Below are 17,397 nucleotides of genomic sequence, written 5' to 3' on the forward strand. Positions count from 1 at the left end.
GGCTTTAGACAAGGCGGGAGGTTTCGGTTGCAGCGCGCACGAAATCGGCGAAAAGCGGGTGGGGCGCGAAGGGTTTGGATTTAAGCTCGGGGTGGAATTGTACACCGATGAACCACGGATGATCCGCCCATTCCACGATCTCTGGGAGGCTGCCATCGGGGGACATGCCTGAAAAGCGCAAGCCGCAGGCCTGAAGCTTGTCCATGTATTTCACGTCCACCTCATAGCGGTGGCGGTGGCGCTCCTCAATGGAGGTGCTGCCATAGATCTCGGCCACTTTGGAGCCTTTGGCGAGCGTGGCATCATAGGCGCCAAGGCGCATCGTGCCGCCTTTGGCGTCGGTCTGTTTGCGCGTGACGGTGGCGTTGCCCTGCACCCATTCCTTGAGGTGGTAGACCACAGGCTCGAACCGTTTTTTGCCGGCCTCATGGTCGAACTCTTCGGAGCCCGCGGAGCTTATCCCGGCCACGTTACGGGCGGCCTCGATCACGGCCATTTGCATACCCAGACAGATGCCGAGGTAGGGAATCTTGCGCTCACGGGCGAACTCAGCAGCCTTGATCTTGCCTTCGGTGCCGCGCTCGCCAAAGCCGCCGGGCACGAGGATTGCGTGGTAGCCCTCAAGATATGGGGCGGGGTCTTTGGTGTCGAACACCTCGGCATCGACCCATTCCACGTTGACCTTCACCCGGTTGGCCATGCCGCCATGGGTCAGGGCCTCCTTGATGGATTTATAGGCGTCTTCGAGCTGCACGTATTTGCCCACGATGGCGATGTTGACCTCGCCGTCGGTGTTGTAGATCCGGTCGGCCACGTCCTGCCAGATTGTGAGGTCGGGCTTGGGGGCGGGGGAGATTTGGAACGCGTCGAGCACAGCTTGGTCGAGCCCTTCGCGGTGATAGGCGAGTGGTGCCTCGTAGATCGATTTGAGATCATAGGCCGCGACGACTGCTTCTTTACGCACGTTGCAAAACAGCGCGATCTTCTCGCGTTCTTTTTCGGGGATTGGATGCTCTGACCGGCAGACAAGGATGTCGGGCGCGATGCCGATGCTTTGCAACTCTTTGACACTGTGTTGGGTTGGTTTTGTCTTGAGCTCGCCGGAGGCGGCCAGATAGGGCAGGAGCGTCAGGTGCATGAAGATACATTGCCCGCGCGGTTTGTCATGGCTGAACTGCCGGATCGCCTCGAAGAAGGGCAGGCCCTCGATATCGCCTACGGTGCCGCCAATCTCGCAGAGCATGAAATCGACCTCATCATCGCCGATATCGATGAATTCCTTAATCTTGTTGGTGACATGCGGGACGACCTGAATGGTCTTGCCAAGGTAATCCCCGCGCCGCTCCTTCTCCAGTACGTCCGAGTATATCCGGCCGGAGCTGACCGAATCCGTATTGCGCGCCGGCACGCCCGTGAACCGCTCGTAATGGCCCAGATCAAGGTCCGTCTCTGCGCCATCATCGGTGACGAAGACCTCGCCATGCTCAAACGGGCTCATCGTTCCGGGATCGACGTTGAGATAGGGGTCAAGCTTGCGCAGACGCACTGAAAAACCCCGCGCCTGCAAAAGAGCACCAAGCGCTGCTGAGGCCAGGCCTTTGCCGAGGGAGGAGACTACGCCGCCTGTAATGAAAATGTAACGTGCCATAAGGTGGCGTCTCCCCCCGTGAATATCATATTTCGCGCAAAACCCACGCGTGAGGAGGCGCGCATGTTGCGCGTATCCACGGGAGTTAAGTGTATCAGGATTCGCGGGCCTTATGCAACGGGGCCCGCAAGATGATGTTGCCGCCTTTGTATGATCCGCAAGCAGTGGTGGTTATTCTGTCTTCATTCTGCTGTTGGCAGGAGCGGCGCGTCATCACCCTCAGCAGGGGGCAGGAGGCTGCTACCGCTTGGTATTTCGCCATCGGGCACCGCTTGGATAGGGCTGTCTACGATCCGGTCAAGCACCGATCCGCTGCCTGCGTTTTGGGCCGCAATTATGGTGAGCGTGATTGAGGTGCAGATAAAGGCTGTCGCCAGGATCCATGTGACCTTGCCAAGTGCAGTGCCCGCCGAGCGGCCCGTAGCAGCCCCGCCGCCACCGCCCATACCAAGCCCGCCCCCTTCGGAGCGCTGCATCAGCACCACCCCGATCAGCGAGAGCGCGAGGAGCAGATGAATGATGAGAACGACGTTTTGCATGGGGGGCCTTGCCGGTAGCTGTGAGTTGACAGGTATCTATGGGGTTTTGTGCGCGCCCGCAACCCGGGGAGACGGGCAGGGGCGCGAAAGTTCGCACGGCTCATTTGCTGACGTCATCCATATCCGTTTGCTTCGAAAGGCGGCGGCGTACATGGCTCCAACTGAGCCCGAGACCAAGAACAAAGCTGAGCGCGGCAAGGCCGAGCCAGACCATATGTGACGTGTCTGGCACGATCAGAAGACATAAATCATAACGCACCATAAAACTACGCCGACGATGGCCATGACCATCACTATGTCAAACGCGCTGATTGAGCGCAGGCTGGCACGCAGATAGATGATATAGCCTGCCGCGAGCAGCAGCCTTCAGAGCATGATCAAGTGCATCTGATCGCTGAGATACATGGCAGAGCAGCGGATATAGCTGAAATTGGTCGGGTTGAACGTGATCGCGAGAAGCACGAAGGCGGCAAGCCAGTGTAGAACAAGTTCGATATCATGCCCTCTCGTTCGGCCCGATCATTTGGATATGCCCCCGCCTGCCCGCCGCTGTCCAGCGGCTTGCGTGATTTTGAGGTTTCGCGCATCGCCGCGCGTGGCTATTAGGGGCGCGGGTTTATCCGCAATCAACGGTGAGGGAGAGACAGCATGGCCAATGTGGTTGTCGTAGGTGCGCAATGGGGCGACGAGGGCAAGGGCAAGATCGTCGACTGGCTCTCCGAGCGGGCCGATGTCATCGCGCGCTTTCAGGGTGGGCATAATGCCGGACATACGCTTGTCATTGATGGCAAGGTCTACAAGCTGAATGCGCTGCCTTCGGGCGTGGTGCGCGGTGGCAAGCTCAGCGTAATTGGCAATGGTGTGGTGCTGGATCCCTGGCATTTGATGAATGAGATCGAGAGCATCCGGGGGCAGGGCGTCGAGATCAGCCCCGAGAGCCTGATGGTGGCCGAGAATACACCGCTTATCCTGCCCATCCACGGAGAACTAGACCGCGCGCGCGAAGAAGCTGCCTCGAAGGGCACCAAGATAGGTACGACCGGGCGCGGCATTGGGCCTGCCTATGAGGATAAGGTCGGACGCCGCTCGGTCCGTGTGGCGGATCTGGCCGATCACGCCACGCTTGAGGCGCGGGTGGACCGGGCGCTCCAACACCACGACCCGCTGCGCCGGGGCCTGGGGATTGAGCCTGTGGACCGCGACGCGCTGGTCCAGCAGCTCAAAGACATCGCACCGCAGCTTTTGCCCTATGCCAAGCCAGTGTGGAAAGTGCTCAATGAAAAGCGCAAAGCGGGCAAACGTATCTTGTTTGAAGGGGCGCAGGGTGCGCTTTTAGACATTGATTTCGGGACCTATCCGTTCGTCACATCCTCCAACGTTATCGCAGGGCAGGCGGCCACGGGCGTGGGCGTGGGCCCTGGTGCGATTGATTATGTGCTGGGCATCGTAAAGGCCTATACCACGCGGGTGGGCGAGGGGCCGTTTCCGACCGAACTGGATGATGCCGACGGGCAGCGCCTGGGCGAGCGGGGCCGCGAGTTTGGCACCGTGACGGGCCGTAAACGCCGCTGCGGCTGGTTCGATGCGGCTTTGGTGCGGCAAACCTGTGCCACCTCGGGCGTGACGGGTATTTCGCTGACCAAGCTCGATGTGCTCGACGGGTTCGAGACGCTGAAGATCTGCACGGGCTATGCGTTGGACGGGGAGGTCCTCGACTACCTGCCCACTGCCGTCGACCTTCAGGCGCGCTGCAAACCGATCTATGAGGAAATGCCCGGCTGGTCGGAGTCCACCGAGGGCGCGCGCAGCTGGGCCGACCTGCCTGCGGAAGCGATCAAATACGTGCGCCGGGTGGAAGAGTTGATCGCCTGCCCGGTCGCCCTACTCTCTACCTCTCCAGAACGCGAGGATACGATTCTTGTGACGGACCCTTTCGCCGACTGACGCAAACCCACGGAGACTAACATGGCCCTCAGCTACAAAGCCCGCCGCCGCTGGTCGCTCATCATCCTGCTGATTGGCCTGCCGGCCTATATCATCATCGCGGTGAACATCGTGGCGCTGATTGACCGGCCTTCCCTCTGGGTGGAGCTTTTGGTCTATATCGGACTTGGGTTTTTGTGGATGATCCCCCTGAAGAAAGTCTTCCTCGGGATTGGCCAGGCCGATCCGGGCGCGCCTGAGCGCGGCGATGGTGAGGGCGGCGCCCGCTGAATTTTGAGTATTTTGGCTAAGAAGAAAGCTGCGTTGCACATAGCTCCCAGCTTCTTCTTAGCTGAAATACTCCCGCGCCGGAGGCGCTCTGCCCCCTCAGCTTGAGCTTTGGCGTGCTTTCATGACACCGCGGCCAAGCTCAAGCGTGTAGCTTTCCAGCTCCAGCAGGGCGGTGTCTGCGGCTTTGGCGTCTTGCGCCTCCAGCGCGTCGGTGATGCGGGTGTGGAGCGCCACGATTGCCTCGCGGGAGCGGGCCGTGAAGGTAATCATGTTCATCAAGGGCTGCATCGCCTCGACCGCACCGGCGAGTTGGAAGCTCAGCACCGGGTTGCCTGCGCCATCGACCAATGCGCGGTGGAAGGTCACGTCCGAGGCGCAGAAGCTCTCGTCCGAGAGGCCCGGCTGGGACTGGCGGTGGATTTCCGCGCGCATGGTGGCGAGGCCGTCCGGCGTGCGGCGCTGGGCCGACAGCGGCGCGCAGGCGCGCTCCAGCGCATAGCGGGCTTCGCAGGCGACATCGAAGCTGACGGCGTTCATGCTCAGCAGCAGCGTGGCGGTGGTGATCTGCTGGCCGTAGGCTTCCTCAAAACTGAGCCGGTTCACGAAGGCACCGCCGAATGCGCCGCGCTGCGTGCGAATGAGCGATTGCGCCGCCAGCCGTTTGAGCGCTTCGCGCACGGTGGAGCGCGAGACCTCAAACTGTTCGGCAAGTTCGGCCTCGGAAGGCAAACGCTCGTCCACGATCATGCGGCCCTCGATGATGGCATCGCGGATGGCCTTGGCGATCTGGGCCGAAAGGTCGGCTTTTTGGTCAGGATCAATTTTCATTTGTCAGACTTTTAATTGTCTGACATTTTGCGCGCAAGCCCGGATGGGCCGCGACTCAGGAGATAGACGCTTTGCGCACCCTTCTTGCAACACCGACCCGAAGCCTTTTGTGGCTGGGATTCTTCGCGGCCATATTGGCCGCGTGGTGGGTGATGTATATGATGGCGATGGACATGGATCTGGACCTGTTGGGCCGTCCGGGGCCGCAAGGCACCATGATGGCTGAGATGGACCCGCGTATGCCGATGGACATGCCGATGGCGCGGTTTGGCCCCTTGTTTGCGATGTGGGCCATTATGATGGCGGCGATGATGTTGCCCACGCTTGTGCCTACGTTGCGCAGTTACGAAGACCTGATGACCTCGGCCAATGGCAGCCGGGCGGGGTGGCTTGGCGTGCTCTTGGGCTATTTCATTGTGTGGGTGGCGTTTGCCGCGCTGATCACGGGCGTGCAGCTGTCGCTTTTGTTTGGCGGATGGGTGGATATGCTGGGGATTGCGCGGTCCCCTTATGCGGCAGGGGCGCTTTTGCTCGTCGTCGGCGCGTTTCAATTCACCCGTGCCAAGGAAATCTGCCACGGGGTCTGCCACAGCCCGATGAGTTACTTTCTCAGCAAATGGCGCACTGGCCTTGCGGGCGGCCTACGGATGGGTCTTGGCTTGGGTGCGTTTTGTGTGGGGTGTTGTTGGGGTTTTATGGCGCTGGGATTCGTGGGCGGGGTGATGAACCTTGCTTGGATGGGTCTTGCCACGCTTTTCATGGTATTGGAGAAGCTGCCGCAGATTGGCCACCGGGTGACGCGCCCGATGGGGGTCTTGCTGTTGATTGCCGGGGCGTATGTTATCGCCGCACCGGTCTTGATGGGAGAATAGGATATGGCCGTTGCACGCAGAGAAGGGGCAGACAAACTGCCCGTGAGCCAGCGCATCGACAACCGAATGGCAAACCCGAAGCGGCGTAGCGCCTCGCCCACGGATTGGGCGATCAAGGGCGAGTTGTTTCTCAATTGCTCTTGCACCGTCTTTTGTCCCTGCGTGGTCAGCCTTGGCGCGCACCCGCCCACCGAAGGGCATTGCCACGCGTGGATGGCCATCGCGATTGACGAGGGCCATTATGAGGGCGAGAGCCTTGCCGGGCTGAACGTGGGCCTTCTGGTTGATATTCCGGGCCGTATGGGCGAGGGCAACTGGCGCGTGGCGGCCTATGTGGACGAGCGCGCGAGCGGCAAGGCCTATAACGGCATCTTGCAGATATTTTCTGGCCAGGCGGGCGGCACCACGGGCCTGTTCACCATGCTGGTCAGCGAGATCATCGGCGCCGAGCGCGCGCCCGTGGAGATTGTCCGCGAGGGCAAGAAACGCTCGATCAATATTGGGCGTAAGATCCAAGGCGAGATCGAGATGATTGAGGGCGCGCGCCCGGAGCATCCGGTCATGGTCAGCAATTCCAAATACTGGATGGGGCCGGACATTATCGCGGCCAAAGGCCTGAAAAGCCGGGTGCGTGATTATGGCCGCATCTGGGATTTTGGCGGAAAATCCGCCGAGATTTGCCCAATTGACTGGGGTGGCTCATCGACGTGATCCCCGCGCTGTGGCCCTGACCAAAATCTATCTAAAATTGAGTGTCATGTAAGAGGACGTTTGCCTGTGACAGCCCTTATCTCCCCCTCCCGCCGCCTGCGGCGCACCCCCTTCTCCGACGGCGTCGAGGCGCAAGGGGTCAAGGCCTATACGGTTTACAACCGGATGCTTTTGCCGACGATGTTCGAAAGCGTTGAGGCGGATTACCACCATCTGAAGAACCATGTGCAGGTCTGGGATGTGGCCGCCGAGCGGCAAGTCGAGTTGCGCGGCCCCGATGCGGGGCGGCTGATGCAGATGCTGACGCCGCGCGATTTGCGGGGCATGACGGCGGGGCAGTGCTATTACGTGCCCATCGTGGACGAGACGGGCGGCATGCTGAATGATCCGGTGGCGGTGAAGCTGGCTGAGGACCGCTGGTGGATTTCAATTGCGGACAGTGATCTCTTGCTTTGGGTCAAGGGGATCGCGAGTGGGTTTCGCTTGGATGTTCTGGTCGATGAGCCGGACGTGTCGCCGCTGGCCATTCAGGGGCCGAAATCGGATGACCTGATGGCGCGTGTCTTTGGCGAGGGGGTGCGCGACATTCGCTTCTTCCGCTACGGGATTTTTGATTTTCAGGGTCGCGACATGGTGATTGCGCGCTCGGGCTATTCCAAGCAGGGCGGATTTGAGATCTATGTCGAGGGCAGCGATATCGGCATGCCGGTCTGGGATGCACTCTTTGCTGCCGGAGAGGACCTGAGCGTGCGCGCAGGCTGTCCCAACGGGATTGAGCGTGTGGAGAGCGGTCTTCTGAGCTATGGCAACGACATGACCGACGATAACACGCCCCATGAATGTGGCTTGGGCCGGTTTTGCAACACGCATACGGCCATTGGCTGTATCGGGCGCGATGCGCTTTTGCGGGTGGCCAAGGAGGGCCCCGTAAAACAAGTGCGCGCGATTTCCATTGGGGGTGACAAGGTGCCGGGCTGTGATCGGCCTTGGCCGGTTTATTCCAAGGATAAACAGGTGGGGCAGATCACGTCTGCCGCCTGGTCGCCTGATTTCGAGACGAATGTGGCCATCGGCATGGTGCGGATGACCCACTGGGACGCGGGCACGGAGCTGCGCGTGGATGTGTTGGGTGAAGATCGCCCGGCGCTTGTTCGCGAGGAGTTCTGGGCCTGACGCTGCCCAATGATTTGAGTATTTGGACTAAGAAGAAAAGGGAGATTGGCGACATGTTCAACGCTTTGGTAGTTGAGAAGGACGCAGAGAGCGGCAAGACGCATGCGGAGGTGCGCGCGCTTGCGCTGGAGGATCTGCCCGAAGGGGAGGTGACGGTTGCGGTTGAGTATTCGACCGTAAACTACAAGGACGGTCTGTGCATCGGGCCGGGAGGCGGGCTGGTGCGGAATTACCCGCATGTGCCGGGCATTGATTTTGCGGGCACTGTCGAGGCATCGTCTGACGCGCGTTATAAGGCCGGGGACAAGGTTGTTCTGACGGGCTGGCGCGTGGGTGAGGCGCATTGGGGCGGGTATTCGCAGAAGGCCCGCGTGAAGGCTGATTGGCTTGTGCCGCTGCCCGGTGGGCTTGATACGCGCGCGGCGATGGCAGTGGGCACGGCAGGGTTTACCGCGATGCTGGCTGTGATGGCGTTGGAAGATCACGGGATCAAGGATGGCCCTGTTCTGGTCACCGGCGCTGCGGGGGGGGTCGGGTCGGTCGCGACGGCCATTCTGGCGCATCTGGGCCATGAGGTGGCGGCGGTCACCGGGCGGCCGGAGACGGGCGATTACCTCAAAAGCCTTGGGGCGACACAGATCGTGGCGCGCGATGAGTTGAACGAGACCGTGAAGCGGCCCTTGGAGGCGGAGATGTGGGGCGGCTGCGTGGATGCTGTCGGGGGTGAGATGCTGGCCCGGCTGTTGGGGCAGATGAAATACGGGGCCTCCGTGTCGGCGGTGGGTCTTGCCGGTGGGGCGGGTTTGCCTGCCACCGTGATCCCGTTTTTGTTGCGCGGTGTGAACCTTCTGGGGATCGACAGCGTGATGCAGCCCTATGACAACCGCGTGCGCGCGTGGGAGCGGATCGCACGCGATCTGCCGATGGATAAGCTGGAGGCGATGGTGCAGCCAGCCGTTCTGTCCGATCTGCCGGGTCTTGGGCGTGATATTCTCAAAGGTCAGGTCAAGGGCCGGGTCGTGGTGGATGTGAACGGCTGACACCAGCGATCAGAGCTTTTGGGTCTTTTAGCCCCCGGTCCGTCATGGGCCGGGGGTTTTTCGTATTTGCACGGGAAAGCATGGGACGGGGGCTTTCAAGGTGATTTGGGGCTGCGAATCACATGGAAAAAGAGGTTGGGCTTGGTTTGATAGGTGGTGTAATCGAACGTTGAGCAGCTTATTTTCAAGCTTTGAACGAATTAATCTGGGAATTCATGGGCTGATTTTTGAACGCCAGAAGAGACTATATATTGTGGTATAATTGGCAAAAATTAGCAGGTGATGTGGTTTCAGCGGAGGTTTGAGCGCAACATATTGTTTTTCCAGCGCTTGGAGAGCTAGATGCAGTGGTGCTGGGGGTCAGTTTTTTCTTGCGTGGCATGAATTCCCATGAAATACCTCTAACTGCGATGAGGACGGTCACAAGGGGCACCAAACGACCCCGAATAAAAATAACCCAAGTCAGGTTTCATACAGGCAGCCGACTTCATCCGAAACGAAGAGATCCGGCGCGCGGGCGAGCAGACATCCCCCCAGGTGGCGCGCGCAGTCGGACATACCCCGCCACGCGGGACGAGGGCGGCGGGTTGATCAGTGGCAGCAGATCAACCCGCCGTTTTCATTTGTAGGGCAGGCTTTTTGAAACCGGGGGCAGGACGAGGGCGCCAATTCCGTGGCACGCAGGTTCAGAGGTGAAGGCACCCACAAGGTGGATGCGAAGGGCAGGGTGTCTATCCCGGCCTCGTTTCGCCGTGTGCTGGAGGCGGGCGACCCGAACTGGCGTGAGGGCGACGCGCCCGAGCTTGTCATCGTTTATGGCGACCATCGCCGCAAATTCCTCGAATGTTACACGATCGAAGCCATCAACGAGGTGGACGACAAGATTGATGCCCTTCCGCGCGGCTCCAATGAGCGCAAGATGCTGGAGCGTTTGTTCCACGGGCACAGCCATCCGACCATTGTCGACGATACCGGGCGCATCGTGCTGCCCGCCAAGCTGCGCAAGAAGATTGAGCTTGAGGGTGAGGCGTTCTTCATGGCGTCGGGCGATACGTTCCAGATCTGGAAGCCCGAGACATTTGATACCGTTGAATTGGCCCGCACCGAGGCATGGCTGGACGGGTTGCCCGAGGGCACTGACCCGCTCATCTTTTTGGATGGTGTGAAAGGGGATTGAGTGATGTCTGCTGCTGCCGCTGCATCCCCATCGCCGCATATTCCAGTACTGATTGGGCCATTGATCAAGGCTGTGGCCCCGGTGCGGGGCCGTTGGCTTGACGGCACGTTGGGTGCGGGCGGCTATACGCGCGCCCTTTTGGACGCAGGTGCCGATCATGTGATCGGTCTCGACCGTGATCCTGCGGCGCTTGAGATGGCCAAGGCCTGGGCCGACGACCGGGTGAGCCTTGTGCGCGATGTCTTCTCCAATATGGACGCGCATGGTCAGGCCCTTGATGGGGTCGTGCTGGACCTCGGGGTCAGTTCCATGCAGCTTGACCAATCCGCGCGAGGATTTTCGTTCATGCGCGACGGGCCGCTTGATATGCGGATGAGTCAGGACGGCCAGAGTGCTGCTGATCTGGTCAATGGCGCGGAGGAGGCTGTTCTGGCCGATATCCTTTATTTATATGGCGAAGAGCGTGCGAGCCGCCGCATTGCTCGCGCGATTGTCCGCGCCCGCGAAGACGCCCCGATTGAGACCACGCTGCGCCTCGCCGGGATTGTCGAGAAATGCCTGCCGCGCTCCAAACCCGGTCAGGCCCATCCCGCCACGCGTAGCTTTCAGGCGATCCGCATCGCGGTTAACGACGAATACGGCGAGCTGATGCGTGGATTGGAAGCCGCTGAGCGGGCATTGGCCCCCGGCGGTGCGCTGGCCGTGGTTACGTTTCATTCCATCGAGGACCGTATGGTCAAACGCTTCCTATCGGCGCGTAGCGGCGGCGGCGGGGGTGGCAGCCGCCATGCCCCCGAGCGTGCCACGGCGCCCACGCAATTCACACTGGCCTCGCGCAAGGCGATCTCGGCGGACGCCGCGGAGCTGGCCATCAATCCGCGCGCGCGCTCGGCGCTTTTGCGCATAGGCCGCCGTACGGACGCGGCCCCCGGATCGAGCGATCCAAAGGCGCTTGGTATGCCGCAACTCAAGGGACAATTCTGATGCGTAGCCTGTTTTACATGGCGAGTTTTCTGGCTGTGATTGGTCTGGCCTATTGGGCCTATTACGAGAATTACCGCACGCAGGCCGCGATTGCACATGCGGAGACGCTGGAGCGGCAGATCGCGGATAATCGTCAGCGCTTGCGGGTTTTGAACGCGGAATGGGCCTATCAGAACCGCCCGGACCGTCTGCGCGAATTGGCCGAGATCAACTTTGACCGTTTGGGCCTCGTGCCACTCAAGGCAAGCCAGTTTGGTCGTGTTGATCAGGTACCTTACCCGCCATCCGAGCTGGAAGGGTTGATTGATCTGTCGAAATCGGTGGATGTGTCCTCCGAGGAGGAGCCACTATGATCCGCACCCCTCTGCGACCGCTCGCGCGCATCCTTGAGGCGCGCGGCAAGGGCGAGAACCCTGACGCGATCGAGCGTGAAAACATCCGCCTGCGTCATGAGGAAATGCGTGACCGTGACCGCCGCCGCGCCGAGGGGCGGCTTTTGGTGTTGGGTGTTATGTTCTTTGCGGCCTTTGCCCTGATCGGGGGCCGTATGGGCGTTTTGACCCAGTCCGAACCTGCCGAGCCGCGTGCCAGTGCGGCGGGGGCTGATATACTCGCGCAGCGCGCCGATATCGTGGACCGCAACGGGCGAATCCTCGCCACGAATTTCGACACGCACAGCCTTTATGCGCAGCCTCAGATGATGATCGAGCCTCTGCGCGCCGCAGAGGCGTTGGTGAAAATCTTCCCCGACCTGAACCAAGAGCGGCTGGCCAAAAATTTCACGGGAAAGCGTAAATTTCTATGGATAAAGAAGAAAATCAGCCCTGAGCAGAAGCAGGCCGTGCATGATATTGGCGAACCGGGGCTTCTGTTTGGTCCACGCGAGATGCGCCTTTATCCCAATGGTCGACTTGCCGCGCATGTGTTGGGAGGCGCAGGTTTTGGCCGCGAGGGGGTCCATGCGGCCGAAGTGGTTGGCGTCGCGGGTATTGAGAAATTCTACGACGTGCGCCTGCGCGATCCGGCCCATGGTCACAAACCGCTGGAATTGTCGTTGGATCTGACCATTCAGGCCGCGACCGAGCAGGTTTTGCTAGGGGGTATGAAAATCATGAACGCCAAGGGTGCCGCCGCCGTGTTGATGGATGTGCATACCGGCGAGGTGATTTCCATCGCGTCGCTACCGGATTTTGACCCCAATGACCGCCCCAGCCCTTTGGTCGAGGGCTATGCCGGAGACAGCCCACTTTTCAACCGGGCGGTGCAGGGGGTCTATGAGCTTGGCTCGGGCTTCAAGATTTTTGCGGTGGCTCAGGCAATTGAGCTGGGTATAGTGAATGAGAACACGATCATCGACACCACGCCGCCCATGCGCGTTGGCGGCTTTCTGATTGGGGAATTCAACCGCAAGAATTACGGCATGATCACCGCCTCTGACGTGATCGTGGAAAGCTCCAACCGCGGCACGGGGCGCATCGCCCTTGAGGTAGGAGCCACGCGGCAAAAAGATTTTCTCGAAAGTCTCGGTTTTTTTGAGCCGACGCCGTTGGAGATTATTGAGGCGCAAGGCGGGCAGCCCCTGTTGCCCCAGCGTTGGACCGATCTGAGCACGGTGACGATATCCTATGGCCACGGGCTAAGCTCAAGCCCGCTGCATTTGGCGGCGGGGTATGCGGCGCTGGCCAATGGTGGGCGATATGTGAAGCCCACGCTTTTGAAGCAAAGCACGTCCCAGTTGGGTCCGCGCGTGATGTCGCCCGAGACCGCGGCCGCCTCGGTGCGTATGTTGCGCCGCGTGGTCAGCTCGGGCACCGCGAGCCTTGGCGAGGTTCCGGGCTACAGCGTGGGCGGCAAGACTGGGACTGCGGACAAGCCACGCCCCGCGGGCGGCGGTTATTATGATGACAAGGTGATTGCCACATTTGCCGCTGTTTTCCCCAGCAATGATCCCAAATACGTGCTGGTCGTGACGCTGGACGAGCCGGTCGAGACCTCCGGGGACGAACCGCGCCGCACCGCAGGTTGGACCGCTGTGCCAATCGCCGCCGAGATCATTGCGCGCGTCGCACCGCTTTTGGGCTTGCGCCCTGAGATTGAACCCCAGAATTTGCCTGATATAACGCAAGTGTCACAATAATATCAGGCGGGTGGTGGGCAGATGCCAGGGCAGGGGAAAACACTGGATGAGTTGGGTCTGACCGCTCAAGGCGGCGCGCAAGCCCGCGTGATGGGGCTGGCTGTGGATAGCAGGCAGGTGCGCGACGGGTTTCTCTTTGCCGCCCTGCCCGGAAGCCGCGCCCATGGCGCAGAGTTTATTCAATATGCGCTGCGCCAAGGGGCGGGGGCGATCCTCACAGATGCTGAGGGTGCAGGGATTGCGCAAGCAGAGCTCGCCGCGAGTGACGCGGCTCTGATCATCGCGCAGGACCCGCGCGCGGCGCTCTCTTATGCTTCAGCACTCTGGTTTGGCGCGCAGCCCAAGACGATTGTAGCCGTCACCGGCACCAATGGAAAAACCTCTGTGGCAAGCTTCACCCGCCAGATTTGGGAGGCGCTGGGCCATCGCGCCGTCAACCTTGGCACCACGGGGGTTGAAGGCAGCTGGACCGCACCGCTGGCTCATACCACGCCCGAGCCGATTACTCTGCACCGCACGCTGGCCGAGGCCGCAAAGGCCGGCGTCACCCATGTGGCGATGGAGGCGTCGTCGCACGGGCTGGAGCAGCGCAGGCTCGATGCGGTGTCGCTGGTGGCCGCCGGGTTCACGAATTTCACGCAGGACCATCTGGATTATCACAAGACGTTCAAGGCCTATTTCGACGCCAAGGCGGGGCTGTTTGACCGGGTGTTGCCCGAGGACGGGATCGCCGTGATCAACATCGATGATGCGCGTGGGGCCGATATGGCGACTACCGCCGAGGCGCGCGGTCAGGTCGTGCTGGGCGTGGGGCGCGCAGTGGGGGCCGACTTGCAACTTGAAGCGCAGCGGTTTGAGCCGACGGGGCAGGTCCTGCGCTTTGACTGGGAAGGCGATGTGCATCAGGTGCATGTGCCGCTCATCGGCGGGTTTCAGGGGGAGAATCTCTTGCTTGCCGCAGCGCTCTGCATCGCGGGCGGGGATGAACCGGGGCGCGTGTTTGAGGTGCTGCCGCAGATGCAAACCGTGCGGGGCCGGATGCAATTGGCCGCGATGCGCGAGAATGGTGCTGCGGTGTTTGTGGATTATGCCCACACGCCCGATGCTGTGGCTACCGCAATTCAGGCGCTGCGCCCGCATGTGCTTGGTCGGCTGGTGGCGATTGTTGGCGCGGGCGGGGATCGTGACCCCGGCAAGCGGCCCTTGATGGGGCAGGCAGCGCTCCATGCAGATCAGGTGATCGTGACCGATGACAACCCGCGCAGCGAGGAGCCCGCTTTGATCCGTGCCGCCGTGATGGAAGGCTGCCCCGATGCGCAGGAGGTGGGCGACCGCGCCGAGGCGATCTTGCGCGGTGTGGACGCTTTGGGGCCAGGGGATGCGCTCTTGATCCTCGGCAAGGGGCACGAGACCGGGCAGGTCGTGGGCGATGATGTGCTCCCCTTTGATGATACAGAACAGGCCAGCGTGGCCGTGGCGGCCCTTGATGGGAAGCTCGCGTGAGCGCGCTCTGGACCGCCCAAGAGGCGGCGCGCGCCACGGGCGGGCAGGCGCAAGGCGATTGGTCCGCCAATGGCGTGTCTATTGACACGCGCACAATTGCTGAGGGCGATCTTTTTGTGGCGCTCAAGGCCGCGCGGGACGGGCATGAGTTCGTGGCCCAAGCGCTTGGGGCGGGGGCCGCTGCGGCCTTGGTGAGCCATATCCCTGAAGGTGTGGCGCCGGATGCGCCCTTGCTCATCGTGGGGGATGTGCTGGAGGCGTTGGAGGCGCTGGGCCGGGCCGCGCGGGCGCGCACGGATGCGCGGGTCGTGGGCGTCACCGGGTCTGTCGGCAAGACCTCCACCAAGGAAATGCTGCGCGACGTGCTGAGCCGTCAGGGCCGCACCCATGCGGCTGAGGCGAGCTATAACAACCATTGGGGTGTGCCGCTCACCCTCGCGCGGATGCCTGCGGACACGGAATTTGCCGTGATTGAGATCGGGATGAACGCGCCCGGTGAGATCGCCCCGCTGTCGCGCATGGCGCGCCCGCATGTGGCGATGATCACCACCGTGGCCGCCGCTCATCTTGAGGCTTTCGAGAGCATTGAAGGCATCGCGCATGAGAAGGCGGCGATCTTTGAGGGGTTGGAGCCGGGCGGGGAAGCTATTGTGAATATTGACTTACCCACCACGTCCATCTTGCTGGAGACCGCCCGCGCCAAGGCGGCGCATATCACCACCTTTGGCGCGGGCGTTTCGGATTACAGGCTGATTTCGGCCAAGATGTCGGACACATGCACTGCCGTGCGCGCCGAGCTGCGCGGCGAGGCGGCCATTTTCAAGATCATGAGCCCGGGGCGGCATTTTGCGATGAACGGTCTGGCCGTTCTGGCCGCCGTCGAGGCGCTGGGCGGGGATACCGGGATGGCCGCGCCGGACTTGGCGCTGTGGCAGCCGCCTGCGGGGCGCGGCACCCGCGAGATATTGCAGCTTGATAGCGGGCATGAGGACTGGACCCTCGATCTGATTGACGATGCGTTTAACGCCAATCCTACGTCGATGGAGGCCGCGCTGGAGGTTCTGGCCGCCGCGACGCCGCGCGACGGCATTGGCCGGATCACCAAGGGGCGACGGATTGCGATCCTGGGTGACATGCTTGAGCTTGGCCGCACGGAGGAGGCGCTGCACCGGAGCATCGCGGATTTGCCCAGCATCGCGGCGCTTACCGTGGTGCATTGTGTGGGGCCACGGATGCGCGCGCTGCACCGCGCGCTGCCCGAGGCACAGCGGGGCATGTGGTTCGAGGATGCAAACGCACTGGCAGCAGAGGTGTTTCGCATGATAGACGCAGGCGACGTGGTGCTGATCAAGGGCTCCAAGGGCAGCAAGGTCAGCCTTGCTGTGGAGGCACTGCGAAAAAAGGGGCGGGCAAACCGACCCGAAGCAAGGGACGAATGAATGTTTTATTGGCTGACTGCCCTCTCCGACGGCGGTGATTTCTTTAACCTTTTCAGGTATATCACCTTCCGTACCGGTGGCGCGTTCATGACGGCACTGATCTTTGGCTTCATGTTCGGCAAGCCGCTGATCAATGTGCTGCGCCGCCGTCAGGGCAAGGGCCAACCGATCCGCGAGGACGGGCCAGAGGGGCATTTCGCCAAGGCGGGCACGCCGACGATGGGCGGTTTGCTGATCGTGGGCGCACTTTTGACCTCAACGCTGCTTTGGGCACGGCTCGACAATCCGTTCGTGTGGATGATCCTCTTTGTCACCGTCTCTTTTGCGGCGATCGGCCTTGCGGATGATTATGCCAAGGTTTCCAAGGGCAATCACAAGGGCGTGCCGGGTAAGATACGGCTTTTGCTTGGCTTTATCATCGCAGGCATCGCCACATACTGGGCGATGAGCGTGCATGCGGCGGCAGATCTGGAGCTTGCCGCGCGGGTGGCGGATTATGATCCGCTGGCGGGGCGACTGGCCTTTCCGGTGTTCAAGGATGTGCTTTTGAACATGGGTTTGCTCTTCATCCCCTTCGGGATGTTCGTGATCGTCGGTGCGGCCAATGCGGTGAACCTTACGGATGGCTTGGACGGGCTCGCGATCATGCCTGTGATGATCGCGGCGGGCACGCTCGGCGTGATTGCCTATGCGGTGGGCCGGGTCGATTTCACGCAATATCTCGATGTGCATTACGTGCCGGGTACGGGCGAGATCTTCGTCTTTGTCGCGGGGCTGATCGGTGGGGGCCTCGGGTTCTTGTGGTATAACGCGCCGCCTGCGGCTGTGTTCATGGGTGATACCGGGTCTTTGGCCCTTGGTGGGGCGCTTGGCGCGATTGCCGTGGCCACGAAGCACGAGATCGTGCTGGCCATTGTGGGTGGTTTGTTCGTGGTCGAGGCGCTGAGCGTGATCATCCAAGTGCTCTATTTCAAGCGTACGGGCAAGCGGGTGTTTCTGATGGCGCCCATCCACCATCACTATGAGAAAAAGGGCTGGGCCGAGCCGCAGATCGTGATCCGGTTCTGGATTATTTCCCTGATCTTGGCGATGATTGGCTTGGCGACGTTGAAGGTGCGCTAGGGCGCACTCC

Annotated in this window: 16 protein-coding genes and 1 pseudogene; 13 read left to right on the forward strand and 4 right to left on the reverse strand. The window is 61.3% G+C overall.

Features of this window, described 5'->3' with window-relative positions; translation table 11 throughout:
* Window positions 1-4: 4 nt before the first annotated feature.
* From KUD11_RS09495 to KUD11_RS15310, 3 genes and pseudogenes are all read right to left on the reverse strand, one after another.
* Window positions 5-1,648 carry a CTP synthase gene (locus tag KUD11_RS09495; RefSeq protein ID WP_109384914.1) on the reverse strand — a complete coding sequence of 548 codons (1,644 nt, stop codon included), beginning with the start codon at window positions 1,646-1,648 and terminating at the stop codon, window positions 5-7.
* A gap of 182 nt (window positions 1,649-1,830) precedes the next feature.
* A complete protein-coding gene (gene secG, locus KUD11_RS09500; protein ID WP_109384913.1) occupies window positions 1,831-2,187 on the reverse strand; it encodes a preprotein translocase subunit SecG in 357 nt (118 codons plus the stop codon).
* A gap of 100 nt (window positions 2,188-2,287) precedes the next feature.
* Window positions 2,288-2,649, reverse strand: a pseudogene (locus tag KUD11_RS15310) (DUF6524 family protein).
* A gap of 186 nt (window positions 2,650-2,835) precedes the next feature.
* On the opposite strand from KUD11_RS15310, the gene KUD11_RS09510 reads away from it, so the two are divergent.
* Both KUD11_RS09510 and KUD11_RS09515 read left to right on the forward strand, forming a co-directional pair.
* Window positions 2,836-4,131 (forward strand): adenylosuccinate synthase, encoded by a 1,296-nt coding sequence (locus KUD11_RS09510; RefSeq protein ID WP_109384912.1) that lies wholly within the window; start codon window positions 2,836-2,838, stop codon window positions 4,129-4,131.
* A 21-nt stretch (window positions 4,132-4,152) separates the two neighbouring features.
* Entirely contained in the window at window positions 4,153-4,401 is a 249-nt protein-coding gene (locus KUD11_RS09515) for a DUF2842 domain-containing protein (RefSeq protein ID WP_109384911.1), read from the forward strand.
* A 96-nt stretch (window positions 4,402-4,497) separates the two neighbouring features.
* Here KUD11_RS09515 and KUD11_RS09520 read toward each other — a convergent pair whose 3' ends face one another.
* Complete coding sequence (locus KUD11_RS09520) at window positions 4,498-5,229, reverse strand: FadR/GntR family transcriptional regulator (protein ID WP_109384910.1); 732 nt, start codon at window positions 5,227-5,229, stop codon at window positions 4,498-4,500.
* Window positions 5,230-5,381: 152 nt separating this feature from the next.
* Here KUD11_RS09520 and KUD11_RS09525 point away from each other — a divergent pair, with 152 nt between their 5' ends.
* The 11 genes from KUD11_RS09525 (at window position 5,382) to mraY (ending at window position 17,387) form a co-directional block, all read left to right on the forward strand.
* Window positions 5,382-6,101: a DUF2182 domain-containing protein gene (locus tag KUD11_RS09525; protein ID WP_109384909.1), complete on the forward strand. Its 720-nt coding sequence runs from the start codon at window positions 5,382-5,384 to the stop codon at window positions 6,099-6,101.
* 3 nt (window positions 6,102-6,104) lie between these two features.
* Window positions 6,105-6,812, forward strand: a complete 708-nt coding sequence (locus KUD11_RS09530; RefSeq protein WP_109384908.1) for a DUF1326 domain-containing protein — start codon at window positions 6,105-6,107, stop codon at window positions 6,810-6,812.
* 66 nt (window positions 6,813-6,878) lie between these two features.
* Window positions 6,879-7,985 carry a dimethylsulfoniopropionate demethylase gene (locus KUD11_RS09535; RefSeq protein WP_109384907.1) on the forward strand — a complete coding sequence of 369 codons (1,107 nt, stop codon included), beginning with the start codon at window positions 6,879-6,881 and terminating at the stop codon, window positions 7,983-7,985.
* A gap of 53 nt (window positions 7,986-8,038) precedes the next feature.
* Window positions 8,039-9,025, forward strand: a complete 987-nt coding sequence (acuI, locus tag KUD11_RS09540; protein ID WP_109384906.1) for an acryloyl-CoA reductase — start codon at window positions 8,039-8,041, stop codon at window positions 9,023-9,025.
* Window positions 9,026-9,698: 673 nt separating this feature from the next.
* The gene (gene mraZ / locus KUD11_RS09545) at window positions 9,699-10,202 is read left to right on the forward strand and encodes a division/cell wall cluster transcriptional repressor MraZ (protein ID WP_109384905.1); all 504 of its coding nucleotides are present in this window, start codon (window positions 9,699-9,701) and stop codon (window positions 10,200-10,202) included.
* A gap of 3 nt (window positions 10,203-10,205) precedes the next feature.
* Complete coding sequence (rsmH, locus tag KUD11_RS09550; protein ID WP_109384904.1) at window positions 10,206-11,186, forward strand: 16S rRNA (cytosine(1402)-N(4))-methyltransferase RsmH; 981 nt, start codon at window positions 10,206-10,208, stop codon at window positions 11,184-11,186.
* Complete coding sequence (ftsL, locus tag KUD11_RS09555) at window positions 11,186-11,539, forward strand: cell division protein FtsL (RefSeq protein WP_109384903.1); 354 nt, start codon at window positions 11,186-11,188, stop codon at window positions 11,537-11,539. Before rsmH ends, ftsL begins: the two co-directional genes overlap by 1 nt.
* The gene (locus KUD11_RS09560; protein ID WP_109384902.1) at window positions 11,536-13,323 is read left to right on the forward strand and encodes a peptidoglycan D,D-transpeptidase FtsI family protein; all 1,788 of its coding nucleotides are present in this window, start codon (window positions 11,536-11,538) and stop codon (window positions 13,321-13,323) included. The genes ftsL and KUD11_RS09560 overlap by 4 nt, the downstream gene beginning before the upstream one ends.
* 21 nt (window positions 13,324-13,344) lie before the next feature.
* On the forward strand, window positions 13,345-14,826 hold the full coding sequence (locus KUD11_RS09565; RefSeq protein WP_109384901.1) for a UDP-N-acetylmuramoyl-L-alanyl-D-glutamate--2,6-diaminopimelate ligase: 1,482 nt from the start codon (window positions 13,345-13,347) through the stop codon (window positions 14,824-14,826).
* Entirely contained in the window at window positions 14,823-16,265 is a 1,443-nt protein-coding gene (locus KUD11_RS09570) for a UDP-N-acetylmuramoyl-tripeptide--D-alanyl-D-alanine ligase (RefSeq protein ID WP_109384900.1), read from the forward strand. Before KUD11_RS09565 ends, KUD11_RS09570 begins: the two co-directional genes overlap by 4 nt.
* Window positions 16,266-17,387 carry a phospho-N-acetylmuramoyl-pentapeptide-transferase gene (gene mraY / locus KUD11_RS09575; RefSeq protein ID WP_109384899.1) on the forward strand — a complete coding sequence of 374 codons (1,122 nt, stop codon included), beginning with the start codon at window positions 16,266-16,268 and terminating at the stop codon, window positions 17,385-17,387.
* Window positions 17,388-17,397: the final 10 nt, after the last annotated feature.

It is taken from the genome of Roseovarius carneus (assembly GCF_020141465.1).
Taxonomy (GTDB): Bacteria; Pseudomonadota; Alphaproteobacteria; order Rhodobacterales; family Rhodobacteraceae; genus Roseovarius; species Roseovarius carneus.

Excerpts from the sequence above, each read along its gene's own strand:
- KUD11_RS09495 (WP_109384914.1), bottom strand. The coding sequence starts at position 1,648 with ATGGCACGTTACATTTTCATTACAGGCGGCGTAGTCTCCTCCCTCGGC.
- secG (WP_109384913.1), bottom strand. The coding sequence starts at position 2,187 with ATGCAAAACGTCGTTCTCATCATTCATCTGCTCCTCGCGCTCTCGCTG.
- KUD11_RS09510 (WP_109384912.1), top strand. The coding sequence starts at position 2,836 with ATGGCCAATGTGGTTGTCGTAGGTGCGCAATGGGGCGACGAGGGCAAG.
- KUD11_RS09515 (WP_109384911.1), top strand. The coding sequence starts at position 4,153 with ATGGCCCTCAGCTACAAAGCCCGCCGCCGCTGGTCGCTCATCATCCTG.
- KUD11_RS09520 (WP_109384910.1), bottom strand. The coding sequence starts at position 5,229 with ATGAAAATTGATCCTGACCAAAAAGCCGACCTTTCGGCCCAGATCGCC.
- KUD11_RS09525 (WP_109384909.1), top strand. The coding sequence starts at position 5,382 with ATGTATATGATGGCGATGGACATGGATCTGGACCTGTTGGGCCGTCCG.
- KUD11_RS09530 (WP_109384908.1), top strand. The coding sequence starts at position 6,105 with ATGGCCGTTGCACGCAGAGAAGGGGCAGACAAACTGCCCGTGAGCCAG.
- acuI (WP_109384906.1), top strand. The coding sequence starts at position 8,039 with ATGTTCAACGCTTTGGTAGTTGAGAAGGACGCAGAGAGCGGCAAGACG.
- rsmH (WP_109384904.1), top strand. The coding sequence starts at position 10,206 with ATGTCTGCTGCTGCCGCTGCATCCCCATCGCCGCATATTCCAGTACTG.
- ftsL (WP_109384903.1), top strand. The coding sequence starts at position 11,186 with ATGCGTAGCCTGTTTTACATGGCGAGTTTTCTGGCTGTGATTGGTCTG.
- KUD11_RS09560 (WP_109384902.1), top strand. The coding sequence starts at position 11,536 with ATGATCCGCACCCCTCTGCGACCGCTCGCGCGCATCCTTGAGGCGCGC.
- KUD11_RS09565 (WP_109384901.1), top strand. The coding sequence starts at position 13,345 with ATGCCAGGGCAGGGGAAAACACTGGATGAGTTGGGTCTGACCGCTCAA.
- mraY (WP_109384899.1), top strand. The coding sequence starts at position 16,266 with ATGTTTTATTGGCTGACTGCCCTCTCCGACGGCGGTGATTTCTTTAAC.